This is a genomic window from Aeromonas sp. NJAU223, assembly GCF_051125555.1.
Taxonomy (GTDB): Bacteria; Pseudomonadota; Gammaproteobacteria; order Enterobacterales; family Aeromonadaceae; genus Aeromonas; species Aeromonas veronii_G.
On the sequence record NZ_CP144204.1, the window covers coordinates 2,274,958 to 2,300,093 of the forward strand.

The 25,136-nt window shown below is 58.9% G+C and carries 25 protein-coding genes; 5 read left to right on the forward strand and 20 right to left on the reverse strand.

Translation table 11 applies throughout. The features are described 5' to 3' along the window. Nucleotides 1–15 precede the first annotated feature (15 nt). The 8 genes from ihfA to thrS all read right to left on the reverse strand — a co-directional run bounded on the left by ihfA (nt 16) and on the right by thrS (nt 9,633). Complete coding sequence (gene ihfA / locus VZC39_RS10405) at nt 16–312, reverse strand: integration host factor subunit alpha (RefSeq protein WP_005300715.1); 297 nt, start codon at nt 310–312, stop codon at nt 16–18. Between the two features lie 3 nt (nt 313–315). Further along, the gene (pheT, locus tag VZC39_RS10410) at nt 316–2,703 is read right to left on the reverse strand and encodes a phenylalanine--tRNA ligase subunit beta (RefSeq protein WP_434662290.1); all 2,388 of its coding nucleotides are present in this window, start codon (nt 2,701–2,703) and stop codon (nt 316–318) included. 12 nt (nt 2,704–2,715) lie between these two features. Then, nucleotides 2,716–3,699, reverse strand: coding sequence for a phenylalanine--tRNA ligase subunit alpha (gene pheS / locus VZC39_RS10415; RefSeq protein ID WP_349917570.1), 984 nt, complete (start codon nt 3,697–3,699; stop codon nt 2,716–2,718). A 404-nt stretch (nt 3,700–4,103) separates the two neighbouring features. Further along, nucleotides 4,104–6,098, reverse strand: a complete 1,995-nt coding sequence (locus tag VZC39_RS10420; protein WP_434662294.1) for an alkyl/aryl-sulfatase — start codon at nt 6,096–6,098, stop codon at nt 4,104–4,106. 399 nt (nt 6,099–6,497) lie between these two features. Further along, on the reverse strand, nt 6,498–6,854 hold the full coding sequence (rplT, locus tag VZC39_RS10425; protein ID WP_005300683.1) for a 50S ribosomal protein L20: 357 nt from the start codon (nt 6,852–6,854) through the stop codon (nt 6,498–6,500). 14 nt (nt 6,855–6,868) lie between these two features. Next, nucleotides 6,869–7,066: a 50S ribosomal protein L35 gene (gene rpmI, locus VZC39_RS10430; protein ID WP_005315535.1), complete on the reverse strand. Its 198-nt coding sequence runs from the start codon at nt 7,064–7,066 to the stop codon at nt 6,869–6,871. Nucleotides 7,067–7,152: 86 nt separating this feature from the next. Next, nucleotides 7,153–7,701: a translation initiation factor IF-3 gene (infC, locus tag VZC39_RS10435; protein WP_434476195.1), complete on the reverse strand. Its 549-nt coding sequence runs from the start codon at nt 7,699–7,701 to the stop codon at nt 7,153–7,155. A 3-nt stretch (nt 7,702–7,704) separates the two neighbouring features. Next, nucleotides 7,705–9,633 (reverse strand): threonine--tRNA ligase, encoded by a 1,929-nt coding sequence (gene thrS, locus VZC39_RS10440; RefSeq protein ID WP_434662296.1) that lies wholly within the window; start codon nt 9,631–9,633, stop codon nt 7,705–7,707. A 318-nt stretch (nt 9,634–9,951) separates the two neighbouring features. On the opposite strand from thrS, the gene VZC39_RS10445 reads away from it, so the two are divergent. Continuing rightward, nucleotides 9,952–11,484 carry an EAL domain-containing protein gene (locus VZC39_RS10445; RefSeq protein ID WP_434662299.1) on the forward strand — a complete coding sequence of 511 codons (1,533 nt, stop codon included), beginning with the start codon at nt 9,952–9,954 and terminating at the stop codon, nt 11,482–11,484. Between the two features lie 40 nt (nt 11,485–11,524). On the opposite strand, the gene VZC39_RS10450 is transcribed toward VZC39_RS10445, so the two are convergent. Further along, nucleotides 11,525–12,766 carry a GGDEF domain-containing protein gene (locus VZC39_RS10450; RefSeq protein ID WP_349917574.1) on the reverse strand — a complete coding sequence of 414 codons (1,242 nt, stop codon included), beginning with the start codon at nt 12,764–12,766 and terminating at the stop codon, nt 11,525–11,527. Nucleotides 12,767–12,770: 4 nt separating this feature from the next. Next, nucleotides 12,771–13,931 (reverse strand): EAL domain-containing protein, encoded by a 1,161-nt coding sequence (locus VZC39_RS10455; RefSeq protein WP_349917575.1) that lies wholly within the window; start codon nt 13,929–13,931, stop codon nt 12,771–12,773. A gap of 236 nt (nt 13,932–14,167) precedes the next feature. Between VZC39_RS10455 and VZC39_RS10460 the strand changes: the two genes are divergently transcribed. Beyond that, the gene (locus tag VZC39_RS10460; protein ID WP_349917576.1) at nt 14,168–14,872 is read left to right on the forward strand and encodes a Crp/Fnr family transcriptional regulator; all 705 of its coding nucleotides are present in this window, start codon (nt 14,168–14,170) and stop codon (nt 14,870–14,872) included. 54 nt (nt 14,873–14,926) lie between these two features. On the opposite strand, the gene VZC39_RS10465 is transcribed toward VZC39_RS10460, so the two are convergent. After that, complete coding sequence (locus VZC39_RS10465; protein WP_349917577.1) at nt 14,927–15,517, reverse strand: tetratricopeptide repeat protein; 591 nt, start codon at nt 15,515–15,517, stop codon at nt 14,927–14,929. Nucleotides 15,518–15,691: 174 nt separating this feature from the next. Between VZC39_RS10465 and VZC39_RS10470 the strand changes: the two genes are divergently transcribed. Further along, nucleotides 15,692–16,747, forward strand: coding sequence for a PA0069 family radical SAM protein (locus VZC39_RS10470; protein ID WP_349917578.1), 1,056 nt, complete (start codon nt 15,692–15,694; stop codon nt 16,745–16,747). A gap of 22 nt (nt 16,748–16,769) precedes the next feature. Here the strand turns inward: VZC39_RS10470 and VZC39_RS10475 are convergent, their stop codons facing one another. Together VZC39_RS10475 and VZC39_RS10480 are read right to left on the reverse strand one after the other, a co-directional pair. After that, nucleotides 16,770–16,949: a hypothetical protein gene (locus VZC39_RS10475; protein WP_349917579.1), complete on the reverse strand. Its 180-nt coding sequence runs from the start codon at nt 16,947–16,949 to the stop codon at nt 16,770–16,772. 251 nt (nt 16,950–17,200) lie between these two features. Beyond that, nucleotides 17,201–18,601: a DEAD/DEAH box helicase gene (locus tag VZC39_RS10480; protein ID WP_349917580.1), complete on the reverse strand. Its 1,401-nt coding sequence runs from the start codon at nt 18,599–18,601 to the stop codon at nt 17,201–17,203. 339 nt (nt 18,602–18,940) lie between these two features. Between VZC39_RS10480 and VZC39_RS10485 the strand changes: the two genes are divergently transcribed. Beyond that, entirely contained in the window at nt 18,941–19,726 is a 786-nt protein-coding gene (locus tag VZC39_RS10485) for a substrate-binding periplasmic protein (protein ID WP_349922461.1), read from the forward strand. Nucleotides 19,727–19,820: 94 nt separating this feature from the next. Here VZC39_RS10485 and aroC read toward each other — a convergent pair whose 3' ends face one another. Continuing rightward, nucleotides 19,821–20,909, reverse strand: a complete 1,089-nt coding sequence (gene aroC, locus VZC39_RS10490; RefSeq protein WP_434662304.1) for a chorismate synthase — start codon at nt 20,907–20,909, stop codon at nt 19,821–19,823. Nucleotides 20,910–20,921: 12 nt separating this feature from the next. Next, a complete protein-coding gene (gene prmB, locus VZC39_RS10495) occupies nt 20,922–21,857 on the reverse strand; it encodes a 50S ribosomal protein L3 N(5)-glutamine methyltransferase (RefSeq protein ID WP_434662306.1) in 936 nt (311 codons plus the stop codon). A gap of 66 nt (nt 21,858–21,923) precedes the next feature. On the opposite strand from prmB, the gene smrB reads away from it, so the two are divergent. Then, on the forward strand, nt 21,924–22,448 hold the full coding sequence (gene smrB / locus VZC39_RS10500; RefSeq protein ID WP_349917585.1) for an endonuclease SmrB: 525 nt from the start codon (nt 21,924–21,926) through the stop codon (nt 22,446–22,448). Nucleotides 22,449–22,480: 32 nt separating this feature from the next. On the opposite strand, the gene VZC39_RS10505 is transcribed toward smrB, so the two are convergent. From VZC39_RS10505 to VZC39_RS10525, 5 genes are all read right to left on the reverse strand, one after another. Continuing rightward, a complete protein-coding gene (locus VZC39_RS10505) occupies nt 22,481–22,891 on the reverse strand; it encodes an SRPBCC domain-containing protein (protein WP_434662309.1) in 411 nt (136 codons plus the stop codon). A 138-nt stretch (nt 22,892–23,029) separates the two neighbouring features. After that, nucleotides 23,030–23,239 carry a DUF4287 domain-containing protein gene (locus tag VZC39_RS10510; RefSeq protein WP_434662311.1) on the reverse strand — a complete coding sequence of 70 codons (210 nt, stop codon included), beginning with the start codon at nt 23,237–23,239 and terminating at the stop codon, nt 23,030–23,032. Nucleotides 23,240–23,299: 60 nt separating this feature from the next. Further along, complete coding sequence (locus VZC39_RS10515) at nt 23,300–23,698, reverse strand: GFA family protein (protein ID WP_434662312.1); 399 nt, start codon at nt 23,696–23,698, stop codon at nt 23,300–23,302. Between the two features lie 78 nt (nt 23,699–23,776). Then, a complete protein-coding gene (locus VZC39_RS10520; RefSeq protein ID WP_434662314.1) occupies nt 23,777–24,229 on the reverse strand; it encodes a GNAT family N-acetyltransferase in 453 nt (150 codons plus the stop codon). Nucleotides 24,230–24,271: 42 nt separating this feature from the next. After that, nucleotides 24,272–24,643, reverse strand: a complete 372-nt coding sequence (locus VZC39_RS10525; protein ID WP_434662316.1) for a VOC family protein — start codon at nt 24,641–24,643, stop codon at nt 24,272–24,274. Between the last annotated feature and the right edge of the window lie 493 nt (nt 24,644–25,136).

Sequence of the window (25,136 nt, forward strand, 5' to 3'; positions counted from 1 at the left end):
CTGCCTGGCTTTTTATTACTCATTGGGTTCAACATTTTCTACTCTGGCCTTGAGCTTCTGGCCAGGCCGGAAGGTCACCACGCGACGGGCGCTGATAGGAATATCCTCGCCCGTCTTGGGGTTACGTCCGGGACGCTGATTCTTCTCACGAAGGTCAAAATTACCGAAGCCTGAAATCTTGACTTGTTCACCGCGCTCGAGCGCTTGTCTGATTTCCTCAAAGAAGGCTTCCACCATATCTTTGGCTTCACGCTTGCTCATCCCGAGCTGGGTGAACAGGTGCTCTGCAATGTCGGCTTTGGTAAGCGCCATAGATCAATCCCTCAAGGATGCATTCAACTCTTCACCGAGGGCCCGCACGACATTGTCCACGGTCTCGGCGATCTCTTTCTCCTCCAGGGTGCGTTGTGCGTCTTGCAACACCAGGCTGATAGCCAGACTCTTCTTGTTCTCGGCCATACCAGCACCCTGATATACGTCGAATAAGTTTATTCCAACTAACTGATTTCCGCCAACTTTTTTAATTACTGCCAGGACGTCACCGGCCAGAACCTGACTGTCAACCACCACGGCGATGTCGCGGCGGTTTGCCGGGAAGCGGGAAACCTCGGTCGCAACCGGCACCTTGGCCGGGATCAGCTTGTCCAGTTCCAGCTCGAACATGATGGCCCGGGACTTGAGGCCCAGCTTCTTGTCGAGGCTCGGATGGATGACACCGATATGACCGATGACGACACCATCACGCAAGATGGCGGCACTCTGGCCCGGATGCAGGGCGCTGTGCTCGGTACGCTCGAAGCTGAAACTGGCGCCTTCGGCGGTCAGATCCAGTACCGCTTCCAGATCCCCTTTCAAATCAAAGAAGTCGGCGCCGCGGCTCTTGATGTCCCAGTGCTCGTCGCTCTGGTTGCCGGTGATGATGCCGGCCAGCATGGGCTCCTGACGGATGCCGTTCTCGGCACTGGCGTCCTTGATGAAGCGCAGGCCCTGCTCGAACAGACGCACACGACCCTGTTGACGGTTCTGGTTGTAGACCACGGCCTGTACCAGACCCGGGAACAGGGAGACCCGCATGGCGGACATCTCGACCGAGATGGGGTTGGGCAGCACGATGGCGTCGCTCTGGGGGAACAGCGTCTGCTGGGCCTTGGGATCGACGAAGCTGTAGGTGATGGCTTCCTGGAAGCCGCGATCCACCAACAGGTCACGCACCCGCTTGAGGGTCACCTGCCCTTCCGCCTGTTCCACCATGGCGAGCGAGGCCGCCGGTTTCAGGTTCGGGATGTTGTTGTAGCCGTAGATGCGGGCCACTTCCTCGATGAGATCTTCCTCGATGGCGATGTCGAAGCGCCAGGAGGGAGCCAGGGCGGTCCAGCCATCGGCGTCGACACTCACCTGCATGCCGAGGCGAGTCAGGATCTCGAGCACCTGGGCATCGCCCACGCTGATGCCGATCACCTTGTCGAGCTTGGCGCGGCGCAGGCGGATCGGGGCAGCCTTGGGCAGATGGGCGTCGGATTTGACCTCGACCACCGGGCCCGCCTCGCCGCCGCAGATATCCAGCAGCAGACGGGTGGCACGGTCCATCACCTTGGCTTGCAGCTCGGGGTCCACCCCGCGCTCGAAGCGGTGGGAGGAGTCGGTGTGCAGGCCATAGGTACGGGCACGACCGGTGATGGAGAGCGGCGCGAAGAAGGCGCACTCCAGCAGGATGTCGGTGGTGGTGTCGGACACGCCGGTGCGATCGCCGCCGAAGATCCCCGCCATGCAGGCCGGGCCTTTGCTATCCGCGATCACGAGCGTGGTCTCTTTGAGCTTCACCTCGGTACCGTCGAGCAGGGTCATGGGCTCGTCGGCCTTGGCACGGCGCACCACCAGTTCCCCTTCCAGCTTGGCCAGGTCGAAGGCGTGCATCGGCTGACCATATTCCAGCAGCAGGAAGTTGGTGATGTCGACGATGGCGTCGATGGAGCGAATGCCACCCCGGCGCAGCTTTTCCTGCATCCAGAGCGGGCTCTGGGCCTTGAGGTTCAGCCCCTTGATGACACGGCCGAGGTAACGGGGGCAATCCGCCGGTGCCTCGACCCGGATCGGGAAGGTCGCATCTATGGTAGCCACGGCCGGCACCCAGCTCGGCTCGACCACGTCGACGCTGTTGAGCACACCGATCTCGCGGGCCAGACCCGCGATGCCGAGGCAATCGGCGCGGTTCGGGGTGAGATCCACGTCGATGGCGACATCGTTCAGGTTCAGGTATTCACGAATATCGGTGCCGATGGGGGCATCCCCTGGCAGCTCGATGATGCCATCCGCTTCCACGTCGATGCCGAGCTCGCTGAAGGAGCAGAGCATACCGTGGGATGGCTGGCCGCGCAGCTTGGCTTTCTTGATGGTGAAATCGCCCGGCAGGGTCGCGCCCACCTTGGCCACGCACACTTTGAGGCCTTGGCGGCAGTTCGGCGCGCCGCAGACGATGTCCAGCAGCTCGGCGTCGCCGACGTTGACCTTGGTCACCCGCAGCTTGTCGGCGTCCGGGTGCTGGGAGCACTCGACCACTTCACCGACCACCACGTTGTTGAACTGGCCGGCCACGGCCTCGATGGCATCGACTTCCAGACCGGCCATGGTGATCTGCTCGGCCAGTGCGTTGTCACTCAACTCGGTGCGGACCCACTCCATCACCCAGGATTTACTGAATTTCATGTTCTCTCGCCCTTACTTGAACTGCTTGAGGAAGCGCAGGTCGTTTTCGAAGAAGGCACGCAGGTCGTTGACCCCGTAGCGCAGCATGGTCAGACGTTCGACGCCCATGCCGAAGGCAAAGCCGGAGTATTTTTCCGGATCGATGCCCACCGAACGCAGCACGTTCGGGTGCACCATGCCGCAGCCCAGCACTTCCAGCCACTTGCCGTTCTTGCCCATCACGTCCACTTCGGCGCTTGGCTCGGTGAACGGGAAGTAGGAGGGGCGGAAGCGGATGGTGAGATCTTCTTCGAAGTAATTGCGCAAGAAGTCGTGCAATATGCCTTTGAGCTCGGTAAAGCTGGCATGTTCGTCTACCAGCAGCCCTTCGACCTGGTGGAACATAGGGGTGTGGGTCATGTCGTAATCGTTACGATAGACCCGGCCCGGGGCAATGATGCGGATCGGCGGCTGCTGATGCTCCATGGTGCGGATCTGCACGCCAGAGGTGTGGGTGCGCAGCATCAGGTCCGGATTGAAGTAGAAGGTATCGTGATCGGTGCGGGCCGGGTGATGAGCCGGGATGTTCAGGGCATCGAAGTTGTGGAAGCCATCTTCGATTTCGGGACCGCGCTCCACTTTGAAGCCCATCTCGCCAAACAGGCGTTCGATGCGCTCGATGGTACGGGTCACCGGGTGCAGACCGCCGTTTTCGATACGACGGCCCGGCAGGCTGATGTCGATGGTTTCGGCAGCCAGCTTCTGATTCAGCACGGCAACTTCCAGGGCTTCACGGCGCGCGTTCAGGGCATCCTGAACCTGCTGCTTGGCCTGGTTGATCACGGCCCCCGCGGCGGGACGCTCCTCGGCAGTGAGTGCCCCGAGGCCCTTCATCTGCTCGGTAAAAAAGCCTTTTTTACCCAGATATTTGACCCGGATCTCGTCGAGGGTCGCAATGTCGCTCACGCCCTCAATTTCGGCCTTGGCCTGGCCGACTACTTCTTCAAGCTGTTGCATGTCTTCCTCGTCACCACTCCCGGAACAGGAGCCTTTAGGCTAAATAAGGTCAAGAGGGCGATAATACAAAAAAATGGCCTCGGCTGACCATAGTTAAGGTGGGCTTTTCTCCCGAGAAATCATTTTGTTATGACCCAGAACAACACCATCCCCTCCCCCTGATCCGGCAAGGCTCGGTATCCCTTCTCCGGGCTGTCGCCGACATGACTCAAAATTTAAAGCCAAATCAATGTGATGGCGATCATGTTATCGGCACAAGGGCACCGTCGCCCGGCGCTGGCGCGACATAAAGGTACGCCGCCGCCCCTGTTCCCTTCACGCTCGGCCAAACCATGACCCCAGAGACAAAAAAGGCGTGGTCCTGATGACCACGCCTGGTGTGACGAGCGGACGCTCAAGCCTTATCAAGGCGTCACGATGTTGAACCAGAACTCGAAGTTGTCCAGATAACCCAGCACTTCCTTGAGCTTGTCGGCGTTGCCGCTGATCTTCACATCCCCTGCCGCGACGGCTTTTTCCAGGGTGGTTTGCTTCAATATCAGGTTGTTCAGGGTATCCCGTGACAGGGCGATCGTGGTATCGGCATTGCTGGCCTCGCTGTTGGCGGTGTGGTTCAGCACCCCGTTCTCCAGCTCCACCTTGTACTTGCCGCCGGTATCGCCGAAGTCGAAGTTCAGTACCGCCTTGGCTGCGCCGGACTTGGGCCCGTTCAGACGCACCGCCAGGTAGTCGAAGAACATGTCGAGCGACATGGCGCGCACCGTGTCCGGGCTCGCGGTGTTCGGGGTCGGCAGCGGCGTCACCCCGCTGCGCAGCTCCTTGGCACCGGTCAGGTAGAAGTTGCGCCACGGGCCGGACTCGGCCTGATAACCCATCTGCTCAAGGGCATCGGCTTCGAGCTCCTTGGCCGCCTTGTTGCTCGGATCGGCGAACACCACGTGTTTCACCACCTGAGCCACCCAGCGGTACTCACCCTTGTCGTAGGAGGCCTTGGCTTTCTTCAGCACCTCATCGGCACCGCCCATGAACTCCACGTACTTCTTGGCCGACTCGGTCGGGCTCAGCTCGTTCAGGGTTGCCGGGTTGCCGTCAAACCAGCCGAGATAGAGCACATAGGTCGCCTTCACGTTGTGACTGATGGAACCGTAGTAACCGCGGTTGGCCCAGGTATTGGCCAGGGTATCCGGCAGCTTGAACTGCTCGGCGATCTCGTCGCGGGTGTAGCCCATGTTGGCCAGACGCAGGGTCTCATCGTTGATGTAGCGATAGAGATCACGCTGGGATTTGAGCAGGGTGGTGACCTCCTTGTTGCCCCAGGTAGGCCAGTGGTGCTGGGCGAACATGACCTCGGCCTTGTCACCCCACATGGAGAGCGCCTGGTTCAGGTACTTGGACCAGGGCAGCGGCTCGCGGATCTTGGCGCCGCGCAGGGAGTAGGTGTTGTGCAGGGTGTGGGTCGCATCCTCGGCGGCGGAGATGGCCTTCTTCTCCTCGATGAACCAGAGCATCTCGGACGGCGCTTCCGAGCCCGGCGCCATCATGAACTCATAGGTCAGCCCGTCGATGACCTCTTTCTGGCCCGTCTTGGTGATGATGTTGGTGGGGGCGATCAGGGTCACGGTCCCCGCCGAGGTGGTGGTCCCAAGACCGGCCCCGACCTGGCCCTTCTCGTCCGCCGGCAGCAGGTTGCCATACATGTAGCTGGCACGGCGACTCATGACGTTGCCCGCCATGATGTTCTCGGCGACCGCCGCCTCCATGAAACCATCCGGTGCGTAGATCTTCACCTTGCCGGCCTTCACATCGGCCTCGTCGACCACGCCGCGCACGCCGCCGTAGTGATCCACGTGGCTGTGGGTATAGATCACGGCCTTGACCGGCTTCTTGCCCTGATGCTCGTAGTAGAGATCCAGGGCTATCTTGGCGGTTTCGGCAGAAACCAGGGGATCCACCAGGGTGAGCCCCTCCTTGCCCTCGATGATGGTCATGTTGGACAAGTCCAGGTTACGCACCTGATAAATCCCGTCGGTGACCTTGAACAGGCCGCTGATGTTGATCAACTGGGACTGGCGCCAGAGGCTGGGGTTGACGGTCGCGGGGGCCTTCTGCCCCTCCTTGATGAAACCGTACTTCTGCGGATCCCAGATGAGGTTGCCCGCCTCCCCCTTGATGGGCGCTGACGGCAGGGCGGCGATGAAGCCCTTGTTGGCATTCTCGAAATCGGTCTTGTCGGCAAATGGCAGCTCGGTCAACAGCTTGTCATTGGCGGCTCGCGTAGCCGCAGCGGCATCTCTGCGCAGATCTTCGGCGGCCAGACTCGGCAAGGACAAACTCGTGACCAGACCGGCCAGTACCAACTTGACGAAAAGGGGTTTCATTTTTCGTTGCGTGTATTTCATAGACACTCCTTGTTGCAAACGCTTGTTTTTCTCGCCCACACATTCTAGTCGACATACAGTTACTTAATATTGTTTTTCAATCAACTGTTTACAGAAACAATAACAGCGATTGACACATCAAGAATGTAAAGAATGGATGACAATGCCACTACAGAACGGAAAAACAACGGAAACAAACAGCGGAACAGAAAGGAGTGGGTAAATCGACTATTTAACTGCGCGACAGGCAGCATAAATGATGAGTCCAGGATGAAGGCAGGAAGCGCAGGCCGCCAAATTCACGAGTCGGCAGCCTGGTATCGACGCGACAAGCGATGACCACAGGTGACTCCCACGCAGGGAGGCGCCCAACAAAAAAGGAGGCCGAAGCCTCCTTTTATCTTTCATAACAGAACCGGATTAAACCAGCGCTGCTTTAGCCTTTTCAACCAGGGCGGTGAAAGCCAACTTGTCGTGAACGGCGATATCGGACAGGATCTTGCGATCGATCTCGATAGAAGCCTTCTTCAGACCGTTGATCAGACGGCTGTAGGACAGACCGTTCTGACGGGCAGCAGCGTTGATACGCGCGATCCACAGCTGACGGAACTGACGCTTCTTCTGACGACGGTCACGGTAGGCATACTGACCAGCTTTGGTTACCGCTTGTACCGCTACGCGGTAGACACGGGAACGGGCGCCGTAGTAACCCTTGGCGGCTTTCATTACTTTCTTGTGACGAGCGCGAGCGGTCACACCACGTTTAACTCTTGGCATTTTTCACATCCCCCTTATGCGTACGGCAGACAAGCGACAACACGTTTGTGGTCGGCAGCAGAAACCATGAACTTCGGCCCCAGCTTACGCTTACGCTTACTGCTCTTCTTGGTCAGGATGTGACGCAGGTGGTTGTGCTTGCACTTGAAGCGACCTGAGCCAGTCTTCTTGAAGCGCTTTGCGGCGCCCCGGTTGGTTTTCATCTTCGGCATTTCATACTCCGCATTGTGAGTGACAACAAAATCGCAAGGCGAACCGACTCATGAGGCGAGCCCCATGAGTCAATTTCTTGTGGGCCTTAAGATTTCTTCTTAGGTGCGAGAACCATCACAGCTTGACGGCCTTCGACTTTCGGGAACGATTCGACTACGGCCAACTCTTCCAGATCGGTTTTGACTCGCTCCAGTACCTTGATACCAAGATCCTGGTGGGCCATCTCACGACCACGGAAGCGCAGGGTGACCTTCGCCTTGTCCCCGTCTTCCAGAAAGCGAACCAGGTTGCGTAGTTTTACCTGATAGTCGCCTTCGTCAGTGCCAGGACGGAATTTGATCTCCTTGACCTGGACGACTTTCTGCTTTTTCTTCTGTTCTTTGGTGGTCTTGCTCTTTTCGTAGAGGAATTTGCCGTAATCCATGATCCGGCAAACGGGCGGCTCAGCGTTAGGACTGATCTCGACCAGATCCACTCCGGCCTCAAGGGCCAAGTTCAGTGCATCCTGGATGGAGGTGATGCCAATGGCTTCACCATCCAGACCGGTCAGACGAACTTCTTTCAGACGGATCTCTTCATTGATCCGGTGAGCGCGGGCTTGCGGTTGCTTGCCCAGTTTTTTTCCGCCTTTTATAGCTTATTCCTCCACTTTCTTTTGTCCGCGGGTCTGAACTTCCTGGGTCAACAGAGCAATCAGCTCTTCAACAGGATAAGTCCCCAGGTCAGCCCCTTTACGAGTCCGTACTGCAATCTTACCGGCTTCTACTTCTTTATCGCCGCAGACCAGCATGAAAGGTACTCGCTTCAAAGTATGCTCGCGGATTTTAAAGCCAATCTTCTCATTTCTCAAGTCCGCTTTTGCGCGAAGGCCCGCATCATTCAATGCCTTGGCTACTTTCACCGCATAATCGGCCTGAGCATCCGTGATATTCATCACCACCGCCTGGGTCGGCGCCAACCAGGTCGGGAACAGACCGGCGTACTCTTCGGTCAGGATCCCGATGAAGCGCTCGAGGGAGCCCAGAATGGCACGGTGGATCATCACGGGGACGTGGCGCTCGTTGTCTTCGCCCACATAAGTGGCGCCAAGACGGCCCGGCAAGGCAAAATCGAGCTGCACGGTACCACACTGCCACGCACGATCAAGACAATCGTGCAGGGTGAATTCGATCTTGGGACCGTAGAAGGCCCCCTCACCCGGCTGCAGATCGTATTTCAGACCGTTCAGCACCAGGGCTTCTGCCAGGGCGGCTTCGGCGCGATCCCAGGCTTCATCGGAGCCGATGCGCTGCTCGGGACGGGTGGAGAGCTTGACCACGATGTTCTCGAAGCCGAAGGTGCCATAGACGTCGTAGACCATGCGGATACAGGCCGAGACCTCTTCCATGATCTGATCTTCGGTACAGAAGATGTGAGCGTCATCCTGGGTGAAGCCGCGCACCCGCATCAGGCCGTGCAGAGAACCGGACGGCTCGTTGCGGTGGCAGGAGCCGAACTCGGCCATGCGCAGGGGCAGATCGCGGTAGGACTTCAGACCCTGGTTGAAGATCTGCACGTGACCCGGGCAGTTCATCGGCTTGATGGCGTACTCGCGGTTTTCGGACTGGGTAGTGAACATGGCCTGGGCGTATTTTTCCCAGTGACCGGAGCGCTCCCACAGCACGCGATCCATCATGAAGGGGCCTTTCACCTCCTGATAGTCGTACTCCTTGAGCTTGCCGCGAATGAAGGTCTCCAGCTCGCGGAAGATGGTCCAGCCGTCGTTGTGCCAGAACACCATGCCGGGGGCTTCTTCCTGCATGTGGTAGAGGTCAAGCTGCTTGCCAATCTTGCGGTGATCCCGCTTGGCGGCCTCTTCCAGACGCTGCAGGTAGGCCTTGAGCTGTTTCTTGTCGGCCCAGGCGGTACCGTAGATGCGCTGCAGCATCTTGTTGTTGGAGTCGCCGCGCCAGTAGGCACCGGACATCTTCTGCAACTTGAAGTGGTGGCAGTGACGCATGTTCGGCACGTGAGGGCCGCGGCACATGTCGATGTACTCTTCGTGATGATACAGACCAGGCTGGTCATCACGAGCGATGTTCTGATCCAGGATCTCGACCTTGTAGGTCTCGCCGCGGGCTTCGAACACGTCGCGCGCTTCCTGCCAGGAGACCTTCTTCTTGATGACGTCGTAATCCTTGGCGGCCAGCGCCAGCATGCGCTCTTCCAGGGCTGCCAGATCTTCGTCGGTCAGGGTGCGGTCAAGATCGATGTCGTAATAAAAACCGTTGTCGATGACGGGACCGATGGCCATCTTGGTCTGGGGCCAGAGCTGCTTGATGGCATGGCCGAGCAGGTGCGCACAGGAGTGGCGCAGGATGTCCAGACCCTCTTCGTCTTTGGCAGTGATGATGGCGAGGGAAGAATCGGTTTCGATCAACTCGCAGGCATCCACCAGTTCACCGTTCACCCGGCCGGCAATGCACGCCTTGGCGAGACCGGGACCGATGTCCGCGGCGACGTCCATGACGGAAACGGCCTGGGCAAATTGACGTTGACTGCCGTCAGGCAGAGTAATGATTGGCATCGTGAGTTTCCTTATACAGTGGTGACCCGTACCAAAGGTCACATGCAGATTGGGAGAGTCCTCGAATGAGTGGCAACTCACCACGGTGTTTCACCGTTCACAATACGGTTAGTACAAGGGTGATACGCACGGTCGTGGCCGTGCTAGGCCCGTCATTCACAGGAACAGTGGGGGATTGTATCAGACGTCACAACACGGACAAGGGTGATGATGCATGCTGGTCAAAAATTGGCAGCCATTGACAGGGGATGGTGCTACAAATGGGTAGCCAAAAATAATGTTCAATTGACCCTGACATCGCGCATAAGGACGATCTGCATGTCGAAATACTCCTCCTTCTGGATCTTGTTGGCGCTGTTGCTGACCCCCTTGCTGCTGGTCGCGGCCCTGAGCCCGCTCCTCATCACGCCCATCAGCCGCTATCTGCTCACCAACAAGGAGCAGGAGCTGCGGGCCTATCAAAACGAACGTACTCAAGTATTGAACGAGAGCGTGCGAACCCAGTTGGCAAGCTTCAAGTTTGACTGCGGACCCACCGACATGGCACTGCTGCGGGATCCGGCCTACTACAGTCGTCATATCCGCTTCGCTGGCATTCATACGGCAAATGGCAAGAGCTGCTCCACCATGGGACCCGGATTGGCCATTTTGGAGGACATCAAAGATCTACCCAACGGACAGAATTACAGTGTCACAGCCACCAGTGGGGCCTTTGGCACCGAGCAGGAGACCTTGATTTACTCCAAGCGTAACGGCAATTTGGCCTACTGGGCACTCGACAGCAGTTGGGCCCATGAGTTGATGCAAAGCCCCTGCCCCGACTGCTTCTACCTCGAATTTTCCCACATGGCTCCCGCGCGCGAGCACCTCTACTTCCCCCGTGGCAACGCCGCCATCAAGACGCAACCCGACAAATTGTCGGTCTCCTCATTCGACCAACGCAACAAGGTGGATCAAACCCTGTCGGCCGGCAATGAACTGCGCCACTATGTCGCCATGAAATTGCGCGACTACGGGTTGCCTAGCGCCATCCTCCTCGGCCTGTTGTTGACCCTCGCCTACTGGTTGCTGCGCAACTATCGCAATTCCCTGAGCGGCCTGCTCAAACTTGGGCTCCAGCGAAGAGAATTCATTCCCTTCTATCAACCGATCGTCGACTCTCGCACCCAAGAAGTGGTGGGCTATGAGGCACTCATTCGCTGGCAGCGAGGCAAGGGGTTCATCTCCCCCGCCATGTTCATCGATTATGCGGAGCAACAGGGATTGATCGTCCCCATTACCGAACAGCTCGTGCTCAAGGTGGTGGACGATCTGGCGCACCTGCCCCCGCCTCGCTGGGTCAGTGTCAACCTGGTCGCTGACCATCTTGAACAGCGCTATCTGCTGGATATGCTGGCCAAAGTGAAGTGGCCAAGCCCGGACAGGTTGACGTTCGAGCTCACCGAACGCCTTCCCATCACCAATATCAAGGTCGCAGCACGCGAGATAGCCAAGCTGGGACTGCGGGGATATCACTTCAAGATCGACGACTTTGGCACCGGTTACGGGGGATTCGCCTATCTGCAGCAGTTGGGGATCCGCAGCATCAAGATCGACAAGATGTTCGTCGACACCATAGGCACCCAGGATTTCAAGCGCACCGTGCTGGATGCCATCATCGCCTTCGGCCACGAATCCAAGATGGAGATGATTGCAGAAGGAGTGGAGAATCAGGCGCAGCTCGATTACCTCACCAAACACGGCGTCTATCTCATCCAGGGTTATGTCTATGCCAAACCCATGCCGCTGGAAGAGGCGCTGGCCTGGAACCCGCAGCAAGAGAGCGAGCCCGGCGAGATCAAACAGGCCTGAGCCTCTGCCATGAGGCGTTCGCGCCCATGGCAGACATGATTCACCCTAGCGAGATGAGAAAGCCATTGCGGCCCCGCGCTTTCACCTGATAGAGGGCCTTGTCCGCTCGCTCGCAGCTTGCCGCCGGAGGCTCATCGAGGCGGCATTCGGCAATCCCGATACTCAACGTAACATGCTCAGACACGGTCGATGATCGGTGGGGAATGGCCTGTTCTCGCATCCAGCGGCCAATCCTGGCTGCAACGATCTCAGCTTCAACGCAAGACGCCCCGTCGAGGTAGACGCAGAACTCTTCCCCCCCATAACGCGCCACCAGATCCATGTCATCCCGCGTACACTCCAACAGACCCTGACTGATGAGTTGCAAACAGGTGTCCCCCTCGGCATGACCATAGCTGTCGTTGTACTTTTTGAAGTGATCCACATCGATCATCATGAGACACCCTGGCCTCTCCCCCGCCCGCTTTCTGGATAACCGTTTCTCAAGCCGGGTGAAAAACATCCGCCGGTTGCTGATCGCCAGCAAGGGATCGAGATTGAGTCGCCCCACGACCTTCTTGGTCAGCAGAAAATGTTGATACTCGAGCCTCACAATGACGGTGAGGACGTAATACGCCAAGGCCACAACGCCGATGACGAACAGCATCAAGAATGCGAGGTTGATGACAAACAACCCGATATCCAGCTCAACCACAGGGCGCATATTGGCTACCAGCAGCGCGGCCAACATTGCGACGCTATAAAAAGGCAACGTGACCATGGCACAGATAAACGATAATGGCAGCACCACACTCAATACGGGCAGCAATGAATATCCCATCGGGGCGACAGACACCATGTTGTGATGCAGGTGCAGCACCCACATCCAGGCCAGGCCGACAACATAGACGAGTGATGTGAATAGTTTTTGGTGAGGTATGATGATGCAGGTCAAATGGCCTTCCCGGGACGTCACTCCACCCGGTCTGAATAAAAAGACCACATATGCAACCGAGGCCAACAAAAAAGAGAATATATCGACCTTGCTTTGCTCAAATGGTATCCATGCTGCGGGATTTAATATCAGCATGTCATTGGCATGTAAATAAGACAACCTTGCCCCTGCCAAGGCGAGAAAGAACAGATTGGCGATGATAAAAGAGAGCATGCAGAACTTGCTCAATTTAGCCAGCCGGGTACCCAAAAAGTCATTGTATTGCAGTTCAGCGTCTTCGGTAGTCAGGACCGATGATACAAATGTCTCATCACCCGTGGCGATGGCATCGATAATTTTCTCTCTCATCAGGCTAACTCCAGCAATTGTAGAAATGGCGTGATGATATGGCGGGTGAAAAATAAAACCCTTGCATGCAGTGACAGCCCAGTGCTTTGAGTGCATGGATCTGATCGATGTTTTCAACCCCCTCCGCGACTGTCTGCAGCCCCAGGCTTTGGGCTATCGAGATGGAGGTTTTCACCGCTGCATAGTGGCGAGGATCGTCCAGCATTCGACTGATAAAGGCGCGATCAATCTTCAACTCGGTCACCGGATTGCGGATCAGGTTGAATAGGGATGCATGCCCCTTCCCGAAGTCGTCGAGCGAGAGCGCTATGCCATGCAGGCGCAGGCGGGCAGCGCCTGCCAGCGTGCGGGAAGCATATTGATGGCGCTCATCCTCAGTGATCTCGATGCACAGGCAAGATGAAGGCAATCGGTACTTTGCCAACAACGAGACGACCCGTTCCGGATAATGTTCATCGGCGATCTGATCCGCCGAGACATTGACCGACACCCGGATCTCATGGTTGGCATCACACCATTTTTTCGCAAATTGCAGTGAGGCATCCAGGATGACCTCGCTCAGCCGATTCAACAAATCATGGCGACGTATTGCATCCATGAACTGCGCCGGAGCCAGCAGGCCGAGATCGGCATGTTCCCAGCGGGCAAGGGCCTCAGCCCCCATCAATCGTCCATTGTGAATGGTTATCTGGGGCTGAAAATAGGGTTGAATGTGCCCGCAGGATAACGCCTCGAGCAGTTGCACTCTCGTCGGTTCAAACGCCAACACCGGCTTGTCCACATTCATCCCTTGCATCATCAGCAGGCTCTGCAGCGTGCAAACCAGCACTCCATCATCCGCCATGTGGCCGGATAACAACCGGACATCCACCTGATTCAATCGCAGCATGTCGATTATCGACGGCAAAATGTCATGGTGAGTCTCTGACAATAAAATAACGCCAGTCCATTTCTTTACCTCAGAGAATGCATGAAGGAATTTCACGACATGGCTGTCCCTGGTGTTAAAGTCACACATGACGATATCAGGCCAGCCCATATCAGCCATGGACATATATGCCGCCAGGCAGTCATCGAAACAATTAATATCATCGGTGAATGTAGAACAATAATGTACGAGACTGTCTTGTTGCTGACTAATAATGAATGTTTTTTTGGGTTGCATCGCTACTCCAGAATGGTCTGACATCAGAACGTTCCATCTGGCAAAACAATGAACACTCCATGTTTCTTTATTAAATGCTCCGGCATAAGGATTAGGTTTATTTTATTGTTTTACATGATGGCACTTTCATATATTAACAATCCATAAAGGGAAGCTCTGTTCTTTGAAGAACATTGGCGATAATATCCCGGATGAATAACGCTGTCGGTTATCTAGATAGAACAAGGAAAGCGTGGATGAGTACGAAACAACGTGACTGGCGTGGGGAGTTGGCGACCGACATTCGATGGCCCTGCCCCTTGCCCCCTCAGCTTCGCGATGACTTCATCGATATGGCTGAGCCGCTGGACCTCAAGAGATTGAATGATGGATTACCCGGTATCGTGTATATCCGCTCCGGCTGTCTCACCGGCTATACCTTCAGTGAAAACATGGATGCCTCCCTTGGCATGCTCCATGGTCATGGCTGCTGGTTTGGTATCCAGTCAATCCATGCGATCTCCACCCCGGGTATCTACGAGGCCATCACCCCCACCGAACTGGTGCTATTCCCCAAGAAAAAGGTGGAGTCATGGCTGAACCGCCATCCCGAGGGATACCAGCTCCTATTCTTCATCGCCCAGCACATAGGGCGGATCCTGGTGCAGACTGGCAGCAATACACTGCTGTCGTTGAGCTCCAGGATCATTTATGTGCTGCTGGAACTGGCCAACAAGGCGGCCCCGCCCAATGACGTCGAAAGCCGCATCAAGATCACCCAGCAAACTCTCAGCCACATCGTGGGCATCAGCCGCCCCAGACTGAACGAAATTTTGCATGTCCTGTCAGAGCAGGGGGCCATCAGGACGGAAAGGGGCACCATCGTCATCCGGGATCCCGCCGGATTGAAAACGCGGCTGCACAGCTTCTCGTTTCAGTACCACGACCCACTAACGGCATGAATACTCCCTGCTCTTGCCGCATCCAGGTAAGAAGGTGATGTCGAGGAGTTTGACTCAGGAGGTGCCGAGCAAGGGTTGCCAGTTGAAGTCAAATTCGCTGCGCCCCTCCTCGGCCAGGGCCAGCTCCTGCAATACCTTGAGTGCCAGCTTGTTGCCTCTCTGGGAGGCCTGATAGAGCCACTGCTTGGCCTCTCCCATCTCCACCCGGCCATTGACCCCCATCAGGTGCAGAACCCCTACTTTCAGCATGGCGGGCACGTCCCCGTTGCGGGCAGCCCGCTCCATCCACTGAAACGCGAGGTGCAGATCCCGCGGCACCCCGACCCCGCGCAGGTAAAGCTCCCCAAGCCGGTATTGGCCAAAGGCATCCCCCGCCTCGGCGGACTGGCGATAGAGTGCAAGGGCGCGATCCAGATCCTGCTCGCTCCCCTGCCCCACCTCGAAGCTCCAGCCCATCAGGGCCTGGGCCCTGGGCTGGCCCTGCTCCGCCAGCGGCTGCCAGATCCGGGTCGCTTCCTCGAGATGGCCCACTCGCCAGGCACGGTTCGCCGCCGCCATCTCCTGCTCGGTGGAGAGCGGGATCAGGCGCCAGATGACCAGGCCGATGACACCGATAAAGAGCCAGCGTGAGGCAGTGGGTTTCATGATGATTTCCGTGATCCAGTTCGCATTTCGTCTATGTAAACGAAATGTAGCGACAGATCAAGCAGGAGATTTATTTGCGATGCAGTTTTAGATAGCGCCCGATCAGCGTGGCTTGCACTCTCGCCCCATTGCCGCCACAATAACTGTATATATAAACAGTATTGGTATGACGAGATGGCGGGACGCGGCAGCAGCCACAATGTCGATCACAGATTCAGCGGCCCTCGGGTAGACGCCGTCGACGATGGCTGGCAGACCCAGGAGTGGGAGCCGGCGTTTGGCACCCAGGCCATCCAGACCCAGGTGCAGGAGATCGAGGCCAAGAGCATCATCAGCCACAACCTCTCACCGGATGTGCCTTTCGGGCGCTCCATCAACCCCTATCAGGGCTGTGAGCACGGCTGCATCTACTGTTACGCGAGACCCAGCCACGCCTATCTGGAACTCTCGCCGGGCCTCGACTTTGAGACCAAGTTGTTTGCCAAGCTCAATGCCGCCGCCCTGCTGCGCCGGGAATTTGCCAAGCCGAGCTATCAGCCTCAGACCATAGTGCTCGGCGCCAACACCGATCCCTACCAACCCATCGAGCAACACTATCGCCTCACCCGCGCGCTACTGGAGGTGATGCTGGCCCACCGCCATCCGGTGGGGATCATTACCAAGAGCGCCATGATATTGCGGGATCTCGATCTGCTGGGGGAACTGGCGAAGGAGGGACTCTGCCAGGTGATGGTATCGGTCACCACCCTCAACGACACCCTGAGGAGACAGCTGGAGCCCAGGGCCAGTAGCGGTGCCGGGCGTCTGAAGGTGATCGAGAAGCTGGCCGGGGCCGGCGTACCGGTCGGGGTGCTGGCCGCCCCCATGATCCCCCGCCTCAACGAACCCGAGCTCGAACAGATCATCAAGTCCGCCGTGGCCGCGGGGGCTGGCTGCGCCGACTACATACTGCTGCGCCTGCCCCACGAGCTCACCACCCTGTTCAGTGACTGGCTGGATGAGTACTATCCCGGGCAGAAAGAGGCCATCCTGAATCAGTTGCGGGCAAGCCGGGGCGGCTCCCTCAACAGCCCCGCCTTCGGCACCCGCATGCGCGGTGAGGGGCAATTTGCAGACCTGCTGTCCCAGCGTTTCAAGCTTGTCAGCAGGCGCCTCGCCCTTGGAAAGCGCCACATTCCACTCAATACGGAGCGTTTTATCCGCCCCAACGAGCAGTTGCGGCTATTTTAACGTTGCCTTTACGCTGTGACGGCTAGCCCCGCGGCCTTGGCGGATAGGGACGTGTCGCCCTGCCCTCGGCAATCAGCTCCACCGGCAGGCGGGATGGCTCATGGGCCACCTCGGCGTCGTACTCATATTCGGTTGTCTGCCCCAGCGCAGACCCACCCCACATCCGGCTCCACCAGATCTCCCACATTACCCAGCTGGTCATAAGATGCTCCTTTGACGAGGCGTTGGCCCATGGTGACCGGCGGATTTTGGCCGCCTGTCGATAGGGGCAGCCTGCCCCGGCCAGATGACACCGGGATGACCGAACGGTGAAACATTGATGAGAGAACCACTGCGAGGCGGGGCGCCTGGCGCCCGGTCAGACAATGAAAAAGCCCTGCCAGATCTGGCAGGGCTTTGCATCAGCGCACGTTGACAACCTTATCGAGGGGAGAAAGCATCCCCACCCGGTTCTTACTGGTTGTGGCTGGCGCGACGAGGGCGACGGGCCTGAGCCGGTTTGGCGGCACCGTCAGCCGGGCGCTGGCCGCCCTGGGGCTTGGGCTTGCCACCGTTACCGGAGCGGGCACCGCCGCCGTTGCCACCATTGCCGGAACGGCCGGCACCCTGGCGCTGGCCTTGACCCTGCGGGCGCGGCGCACGGCGCTGCTCACTCGGATCGCGGGGCTCTTTGCGAAGAGGCGCACCGATGCCACGGGCGATGTTGTCCAGGGTCTCGCGGGACGCTTCAAAACCCGCCACCTGCTCGCAGGGGATGTTCTGCTTGGTCAGGCGCTCGATGGCCTTGATGAGTTTGCCCTCATCGGCCGCCACCAGAGAGATGGCGTGACCGGCGGCGCCAGCACGACCGGTACGGCCGATGCGGTGCACATAGTCTTCCGCCACGTTCGGCAGCTCGAAGTTGACCACTTGTGGCAACTTGTCGATGTCAAGACCACGAGCGGCGATGTCGGTCGCCACCAGCACCTTGACGCTGCCATCCTTGAAACCGGCAAGGGCGCGGGTACGGGCACCCTGGCTCTTGTTGCCATGGATGGCGGCGGCGCTGACGCCGTTCTTGTCCAAGGTCTCGGCTACCCGGTTGGCCATGTGTTTGGTGCGGGTGAACACCAGCACCTGCTGCCAGTTGTTGCTGGTGACCAGGTGGCTCAGCAGTGCAATCTTGTTGGCCTTGTCGCAGGGGTGTACCAGCTGCTCGATACGCTCGGCGGTGCTGTTGCGCGGGGTCACTTCGATCACCGCCGGGTTGTCCAAGAGGCCGGTAGCCAGCTCGCGGATCTCGTCGGCGAAGGTGGCGGAGAACAGCAGGTTCTGACGCTTCTTCGGCAGCAGGGCCAGGATGCGGCGGATGTCGCGGATAAAGCCCATGTCGAGCATGCGATCCGCTTCGTCCAGCACCAGGATCTCGACTTCGTCGAACTTCACGGCGTTCTGGTTGTAAAGATCCATCAGGCGACCCGGGCAGGCCACCAGTACGTCCAGACCACGGCGGGTCGCCATCATCTGCGGGTTGATGCTCACGCCGCCAAAGACGACATGGCTGCGAATTGGCAGGTGCTTGCCGTAGTTGCGCACGCTCTCGCCCACCTGGGCGGCCAGCTCGCGGGTCGGTGTCAGCACCAGGGCACGGATGCGGTTCGGGGAAACCTTGCGCTTGCTCTCGGTCAAACGCTGCAGCATGGGCAGGGTGAAGCCCGCTGTCTTGCCGGTCCCGGTCTGGGCGGCGGCCATCAGGTCACGACCGGCCAATACGGCGGGGATCGCTTGCTGCTGGATGGGAGAAGGAGTGTCATAGCCTTGCTCGGCAACGGCACGCAACAAGGGTTCGGCCAGACCGAGGGAAGTAAAACTCATAATTACCTGCTAGGGATAGTGGCGCCGGGAAGTTGTGGTGGGGCTCCTCTGCTGAGCCGATGCCATCTCACAGGGTCCGGGCCTATGAAGAAAACACGATTTCCCCGGGGAGCAGAGCAAAGGGGAAAGAATAGAGGCGCAGTTTAACGGAGTTGTCACAGTTACACGAGAAAAATGTGACCCCCCTCCCAGCACGACTGGAAAAAGCCCGTGGCCACGGGCAGAATGACGACGCAGTTACCCGTGTGAGCCAGGTCTGACACCTGCCTCGCTGACAAGGGTCTCGACATCCAACGGAACAGGAGGTTCTGGTTGACTGGCATCAATACAAGGCGCGCCATGCCACGGGCACTGGTGTCGACGCTGATCTGGCTAGGCCTGAGTTTGCCTCTTTCCGCCCAGGAGACGCTGTCGGTGGCCTGGAGCCACTGGCCCCCCTTCAGCCAGCGCGAGGCCGATGGACATCTCGATGGCGTGGACATTCGGCTGACCCGCCAGATCCTGCAGGAGGCGGGCCTCTCTCCCGAGTTTCGGGACATCCCCTGGGCGCGGGCCTTGCACCTGATCGAACGCCAGCAACTGGACATGGCTATGGGGGCGATGGATACCCCGGAGCGGCGCCAGTTTGCCCACTTTTCCGTCCCTTATCGGCATGCCAGCTTCGTGCTGCTGAGCCATCAGGGAACGCAGGAAGCCCCCGATCGCTGGCAGGGAATTGCCCGTTTCGCCGATCTCTGCCAGCAGACGAGACTGCGCCTTGGCAAGCTGCGTGGCACCCGCCCTACCCCGCTGACCGAGGCGTGCCCCTCACTCAAACTGGCGCGGGAATACAATTCGGATGACAAACTCCTCGAGCTGCTGCTGGCCCGGCGCCTCGATGGGGTCATCATGGAGTGGCAGCACGCCCAGCACCGGTTGACCCAGCTGGGGGTACAGGAGCAGATCCAGTGCCAGTTGCTGCTGCATCGGCAACCGGTCAGCCTGATCATCGCCAAGGGGGCCCTCAGCACGGCAGCCCTGGCCCGCATCGATATGGCCATCAACACGCAGCGCCATCTTGTCCCCACCCTGAGCGCCCCTCGTTGCCGCTTCGACAATACCCGTTTCCCCGACTCGGATGTCTGATCCTTTGCAAGATATGATGCAACAACAAGAAGGCGGCCCTGGGGCCGCCTTCTTTCTTTCACTGCAACGATCAGCCGGTACGCCGGCGGGACGCTCAACGCAGCTGGGGGGTCTGGGTCAGCACGCCCTGATTCTGGGCGCGGTGGCGCAACAGGTGATCCATCAACACCAGGGCCAGCATGGCCTCGGCGATGGGCACAGCGCGAATGCCGACGCAAGGATCGTGACGACCCTTGGTGATCATCTCGGTGGCCTCACCGCTGGTGGTGATGGTCTTGCCCGGTACCGTGATACTGGAAGTCGGCTTGAGCGCCATGCTCACCACTATCTCCTGACCAGAAGAGATGCCCCCCAAAATGCCGCCCGCGTGGTTGCTGGCAAAGCCGGTCGGGGTCATCTCGTCACGATGCGCCGAGCCCTTTTGCTCCACCACGGCGAAACCGTCTCCGATCTCCACCCCTTTCACTGCGTTGATCCCCATCATGGCGTGGGCGATATCCGCATCGAGCCTGTCAAACACCGGCTCGCCGAGGCCGACCGGCACATTGCGGGCAATGACCTGCACCTTGGCACCGATGCTGTTGCCCTCTTTCTTGAGCGCCCGCATGTACTCGTCGAGGGCCTCCAGCTTGCTCGCATCCGGGAAGAAGAAGGGGTTCTGCTCAATCTGGGATGCATCGAACGCCTCGGCCTTGATGGGGCCGAGCTGGGAGAGGAACCCCACGATCTCGATGCCGTGCATCTGCTTGAGGTACTTCTTGGCGATGGCCCCTGCCGCTACCCGCATGGCGGTTTCCCGCGCAGATGAGCGACCACCGCCACGATAGTCGCGCTGGCCGTACTTCTGGTGATAGGTGTAATCGGCGTGGCCCGGACGGAACAAGTCCTTGATGTCGGAGTAATCCTTGGAGCGCTGATCCTGGTTCTCGATCAAGAGGCCGATGGAGGTACCGGTAGTCTTGCCCTCGAACACCCCTGCCAGGATCTTCACCTCGTCATCCTCGCGGCGCTGGGTGGTATAGCGGGAGGTGCCAGGCTTGCGGCGGTCCAGATCGATTTGCAGATCCGCTTCGCTTATCTCCAGCCCCGGCGGGCAGCCGTCGACCACGGCGCCAAGGGCGAGACCATGGCTCTCGCCGAAGGTGGTGACCCGAAAGAGTTGGCCAAAACTGTTCCCTGCCATGCGTGCTCCTGCTTAGCTCTTGTAAATCGCGAAATGAGACTGGTATTGCTCGAGTTCTGCACGAGTCATCACGAAGACACCGTGACCGCCATTCTCGAACTCGACCCAGGTGAAGGGCACCTCGGGGAACTGCTCTTCCAGGTGGATCATGCTGTTGCCCACCTCGACCACCAGTACGCCGTCCTCTTTGAGGAAATCGGCAGCGTTGGCCAGCAGACGCTTGGTCAGCTTGAGGCCATCGGAGCCGGAGGCCAATGCCAGTTCCGGCTCGTGGCGGAACTCGTCCGGCAGATCCGACATGTCCTCGGAGTCCACGTAGGGCGGATTGGAGACGATGAGATCGTACTTGTCACCGACTGGCAGGTCGCGGAACAGGTCGGAGCGGATGGGGATCACCTGCTGCTCAAGGCCGTGATCGTTGATGTTGCGCTCGGCGACGTTCAGGGCATCGACGCTGATGTCGATGGCATCCACTTCCGCATGGGGGAATTCATGGGCCATGATGATGGCGATGCAGCCGGAGCCGGTGCAAAGATCCATGATCCGGGTCGGCTCCTCTTTGAGGAAGGGCGCGAAGCGGTTCGCCACCAGCTCGGCGATGGGAGAGCGCGGAATGAGCACCCGCTCGTCCACATAGAACTCCCAACCGGCGTACCAGGCCTTGTTGGTCAGGTAGGCGGCGGGCACGCGCTCTTGCACCCGGCGGATGATGAGCTCGGCAATGCGGTGGCGCTCGCTGGTGGTCAGGCGGGAGTGGCGCATGCCGGGATCCACGTCCGGCGGCAGATGTAACGCGGGCAGCACCAGTTGCACGGCCTCATCCCAGGCGTTGTCGGTTCCATGTCCGTAGAAGATCCCGGCGTCGTTGAAACGACTCATGGCCCAGCGCAACATGTCCTGGATGGTGTGCATCTCGGCAACCACCTCGTCGATAAATATCTTGTCCAAATCCACCTCCAAGTCGAGTAATATCCGGCCCGAGCATTCTTATATAGCGAGCAAGACGAGTACCTGATGAAAAAAACGCCCTCACCCACAGACGAGGAAAGCCTGCTGTTTCGCGATGCGGTCAAAGGTACCCGGAAAATAAAGCAAGATACCATAAGGGCCGACTTGCGCCCGGTCAAGCAGAAACGCGAACTGCGTGAGAGCCGCGAAAAGCTTGGGGTTGACCACTTTTTCAGCGATGAATACCAGCCCCATCTGGAGGAGGATGGCCCGACCCGTTTCGTGCGTGAAGATGTGTCGGCCTTCGAGCTGAAAAAGCTCAAGCGGGGCAGCTATCCGCCGGAAATTTACCTCGATCTGCACGGCATGAACCAGCACCAGGCGAAACAGGAGCTGGCCGCCCTGCTGACCCTGTGTCAAAAAGAGAACATCCACGTTGCCTCGGTGATGCACGGCATCGGCAAACACATCCTCAAGCAGCGTATTCCCAGCTGGCTGGCCCAGCACCCCAATGTGCGCGCCTTTCACCAGGCCCCCCGTGAGTGGGGGGGCGACAGCGCCATCCTGGTGCTGCTGGACGTGGAAGAGTAAGCATACCGAACGGCAAACAGAAAAAGCGCGCCTCAGGGCGCGCTTTCCATATACCGCTTGAAGTTGTTGAGGATGCTCTGCCAGCCGGCTCGTTGCATCCCTTCGCTATGCTCGGATTCGGCGTCGAACACCTCCTCCACCCGGGTTCCCCCCGCCCCCTCCCTGAACCGCACCTGGACCTCACGACCATCGTCCATGACGTAATCCAGCAGCCCGGGCGGATCCACGGCGGTGAAGGTCCCCTCGAAGTCGAAGCCGATGCTGCCATCCCGGGCCGCCATATGGTGGCAGAAACGCCCACCGACGCGCAGATCCACCCGGCTGCTGTCGGTGTGCCAATCCTCGGAGGCGGCGTTCCACGCCATGATGCTGGCGGGGGTGTTCCAGCACTGCCACACGGTGGCGAGGGGGCTCTTCACCCAGACGCTGACGCTTATCTTCATCCTGCTTCTCCTCTCATTGCCTCGCCTTAGAGGCTAGTGCCCCTCCAACCAGCTTGCCGCCGCTATGGCATTCACTCGCAGCTACCAGTGAAGGGACGCAGCCCTCGACGCTTATCTTCGAGTGGCAAGCAAAACGCGCTACCCCTGCGCCAGGAAGTAAGCCACCAGGGCGTTGGCATGGCCGTGGCCCATGTCATGCTCCTCTTTCAACCAGGCCACCAGTGCCATGTGTTTTCGCTCTTCCCGGCTTGCCAGAAGCCCCAGCCAATGCGCGATGGGCTGGCCATATTTCTGTTCGATGGAGGGAAAATAAGAGGCGGGTCCCTTCACCTTGGGCTGTTCATCCATGACTGTCTCCTTGGGCCACGGCTCCCGTGCTTGTGACACGGCATGAGCCGATGGGTTGCTTTAAGGCTTGGGGGCAAACTGCTCGAACACCTGCTGACCGGTCAGGGTCGGGGTGTCGTTCTCTAACGCATAAAAGTCCGGCTTCTCGTCGATGAAGATCTGGCTCGTCAGTTCGAACGCCTCCCCCTGGAACAGGCCAGCGGAGAGGATGTATTCATCCGTCGGCAGCAGGTGGTAGAAGAGATGGGTACCGCAGGTCGGGCAGAAGCCGCGCTCCGCCCATTCGGAGGAGCGGTAGGCCACCGGAGTGAGTCCCTTGAAGCTGACCTGGGTACCGCCATGCACCGCGAACATGGGCCCACCGGACCAGCGCCGACACATGGCGCAGTGACACAGGTTGATTTCCTTGTGATCGCCGCTCGAGACGACGATCCCGCCACACAGACAATGACCTTCCATAACGCCTCCTGAAGAAAAATAAGAGCGATGCCTCGGCCTGCTCCTCTCACTTGAGCGGGTTCCGCCCGTTCCGCTCCGTCAGACGACCTCCGGCAAGGGCTTCGTGAAGCGGACCTGCCCATCGTCCTGAATGCCGTCATCCCGCCAGCCGAGATGACGATAAAACCCATTCGTCCTGACGGCCCTGTCGGCGTCCGTCAGCAGCCATACCTCGCGGCAACCCTGTGCCGCCAGCCAGTGCTCGGCCGCCTGCATCAGCTGGCGTCCCAGCCCCTTGCCCTCATGACTCTGACGCACAAACAGGGCAAACAGAGTCGCCTCACCGGCATCCGCCATGGCAAAAGCCACCACCCTGCTCTCATCGCAGGCAACCCAGCCGCATCTGCTACCGCACAGCATGGCGGGCAGGCTCTGTGGGGTGATCCCAAGCTCTGCCAGCTCGGCGAGGGACAGATGGTTCTCGCGTACCTGGGTGCGCACCTCGAACATCCCGGCGACATCCGCCGGGGTGGCAATACGTATCGTCATCATATGGGTTCCGGCCCCTTGGCCTTGTCGATTGATAGTGAAGGCTCAGCCCGCCGTCATCTCCTGCAGGGCGATGCGATTGCCCTCGGGGTCCCGACACTCCGCCACCCGGATAGTCTCGCTCACCCGAGTGACAGGGTAGAGCACCAGAGCCCCCGCCGCGAGGGCGCGGCCCATGGCCAGTTCGATATCCGCCACCCTCAGATAGATGCGGGTGCCATCGAGGCTTGGCACATAGCTCTCCCCCATGGCCAGAGCTCCCGAGCAACCGGGGGCCACGTCGTCCAGAGGGAACAGGGCCATGTCGTTGCCATCGATATTGACCCGCTCGAGTTCGAGTCCAAACACCCGTTCGTAGAAACGGATGGCCCGCGCGAGATCCCGTACCGGGATCTCGAAATGGATGGCGATATTCATGACCGACTCCTCCTGTTGATGGCCGCCAGCTGATGCTGCCATGGCCGCTTTTTATCTGTCCAATGAGCAGTTGTGCCCCAAGACGCGATCTATGGTGCCAATCCGGGGGCCCCTTGCCACACTCTCAGGGCACTGGTTTTCAACGACACACAGGTCATCAGCAGCAAGATGGGTACCGCCTTGATGCCAAACGCCAGGCTCAACAGGTCATCGCTTTCCCGAAACGCAACCATAAGAAAGCCGCTCATCAGCAACCCATTAACAAGCGGCGGCGGCGCACCTCATACATCTCAAGCCGGGTATCACAGTGCTTGCAATTGAATTTAAGTTTGGGGCTGATCAGCGTCGCCTTGAATGGAAATAGTCGCTGCTGGCAAACCGGGCAGAGTCGCACCGAAGAGAAGATCATATTGGATTCGAAATGGAAAAGAGCCGCTATCAATAAAGCAGCCATGGTTTCAAATCAACTCCCCATATGATGGCGGTACCCGCA

Excerpts from the sequence above, each read along its gene's own strand:
- ihfA (WP_005300715.1), bottom strand. The coding sequence starts at position 312 with ATGGCGCTTACCAAAGCCGACATTGCAGAGCACCTGTTCACCCAGCTC.
- pheT (WP_434662290.1), bottom strand. The coding sequence starts at position 2,703 with ATGAAATTCAGTAAATCCTGGGTGATGGAGTGGGTCCGCACCGAGTTG.
- pheS (WP_349917570.1), bottom strand. The coding sequence starts at position 3,699 with ATGCAACAGCTTGAAGAAGTAGTCGGCCAGGCCAAGGCCGAAATTGAG.
- VZC39_RS10420 (WP_434662294.1), bottom strand. The coding sequence starts at position 6,098 with ATGAAATACACGCAACGAAAAATGAAACCCCTTTTCGTCAAGTTGGTA.
- rplT (WP_005300683.1), bottom strand. The coding sequence starts at position 6,854 with ATGCCAAGAGTTAAACGTGGTGTGACCGCTCGCGCTCGTCACAAGAAA.
- rpmI (WP_005315535.1), bottom strand. The coding sequence starts at position 7,066 with ATGCCGAAGATGAAAACCAACCGGGGCGCCGCAAAGCGCTTCAAGAAG.
- thrS (WP_434662296.1), bottom strand. The coding sequence starts at position 9,633 with ATGCCAATCATTACTCTGCCTGACGGCAGTCAACGTCAATTTGCCCAG.
- VZC39_RS10445 (WP_434662299.1), top strand. The coding sequence starts at position 9,952 with ATGTCGAAATACTCCTCCTTCTGGATCTTGTTGGCGCTGTTGCTGACC.
- VZC39_RS10450 (WP_349917574.1), bottom strand. The coding sequence starts at position 12,766 with ATGAGAGAGAAAATTATCGATGCCATCGCCACGGGTGATGAGACATTT.
- VZC39_RS10455 (WP_349917575.1), bottom strand. The coding sequence starts at position 13,931 with ATGCAACCCAAAAAAACATTCATTATTAGTCAGCAACAAGACAGTCTC.
- VZC39_RS10460 (WP_349917576.1), top strand. The coding sequence starts at position 14,168 with ATGAGTACGAAACAACGTGACTGGCGTGGGGAGTTGGCGACCGACATT.
- VZC39_RS10465 (WP_349917577.1), bottom strand. The coding sequence starts at position 15,517 with ATGAAACCCACTGCCTCACGCTGGCTCTTTATCGGTGTCATCGGCCTG.
- VZC39_RS10470 (WP_349917578.1), top strand. The coding sequence starts at position 15,692 with ATGGCGGGACGCGGCAGCAGCCACAATGTCGATCACAGATTCAGCGGC.
- VZC39_RS10475 (WP_349917579.1), bottom strand. The coding sequence starts at position 16,949 with ATGACCAGCTGGGTAATGTGGGAGATCTGGTGGAGCCGGATGTGGGGT.
- VZC39_RS10480 (WP_349917580.1), bottom strand. The coding sequence starts at position 18,601 with ATGAGTTTTACTTCCCTCGGTCTGGCCGAACCCTTGTTGCGTGCCGTT.
- VZC39_RS10485 (WP_349922461.1), top strand. The coding sequence starts at position 18,941 with ATGCCACGGGCACTGGTGTCGACGCTGATCTGGCTAGGCCTGAGTTTG.
- aroC (WP_434662304.1), bottom strand. The coding sequence starts at position 20,909 with ATGGCAGGGAACAGTTTTGGCCAACTCTTTCGGGTCACCACCTTCGGC.
- smrB (WP_349917585.1), top strand. The coding sequence starts at position 21,924 with ATGAAAAAAACGCCCTCACCCACAGACGAGGAAAGCCTGCTGTTTCGC.
- VZC39_RS10505 (WP_434662309.1), bottom strand. The coding sequence starts at position 22,891 with ATGAAGATAAGCGTCAGCGTCTGGGTGAAGAGCCCCCTCGCCACCGTG.
- VZC39_RS10510 (WP_434662311.1), bottom strand. The coding sequence starts at position 23,239 with ATGGATGAACAGCCCAAGGTGAAGGGACCCGCCTCTTATTTTCCCTCC.
- VZC39_RS10515 (WP_434662312.1), bottom strand. The coding sequence starts at position 23,698 with ATGGAAGGTCATTGTCTGTGTGGCGGGATCGTCGTCTCGAGCGGCGAT.
- VZC39_RS10520 (WP_434662314.1), bottom strand. The coding sequence starts at position 24,229 with ATGATGACGATACGTATTGCCACCCCGGCGGATGTCGCCGGGATGTTC.
- VZC39_RS10525 (WP_434662316.1), bottom strand. The coding sequence starts at position 24,643 with ATGAATATCGCCATCCATTTCGAGATCCCGGTACGGGATCTCGCGCGG.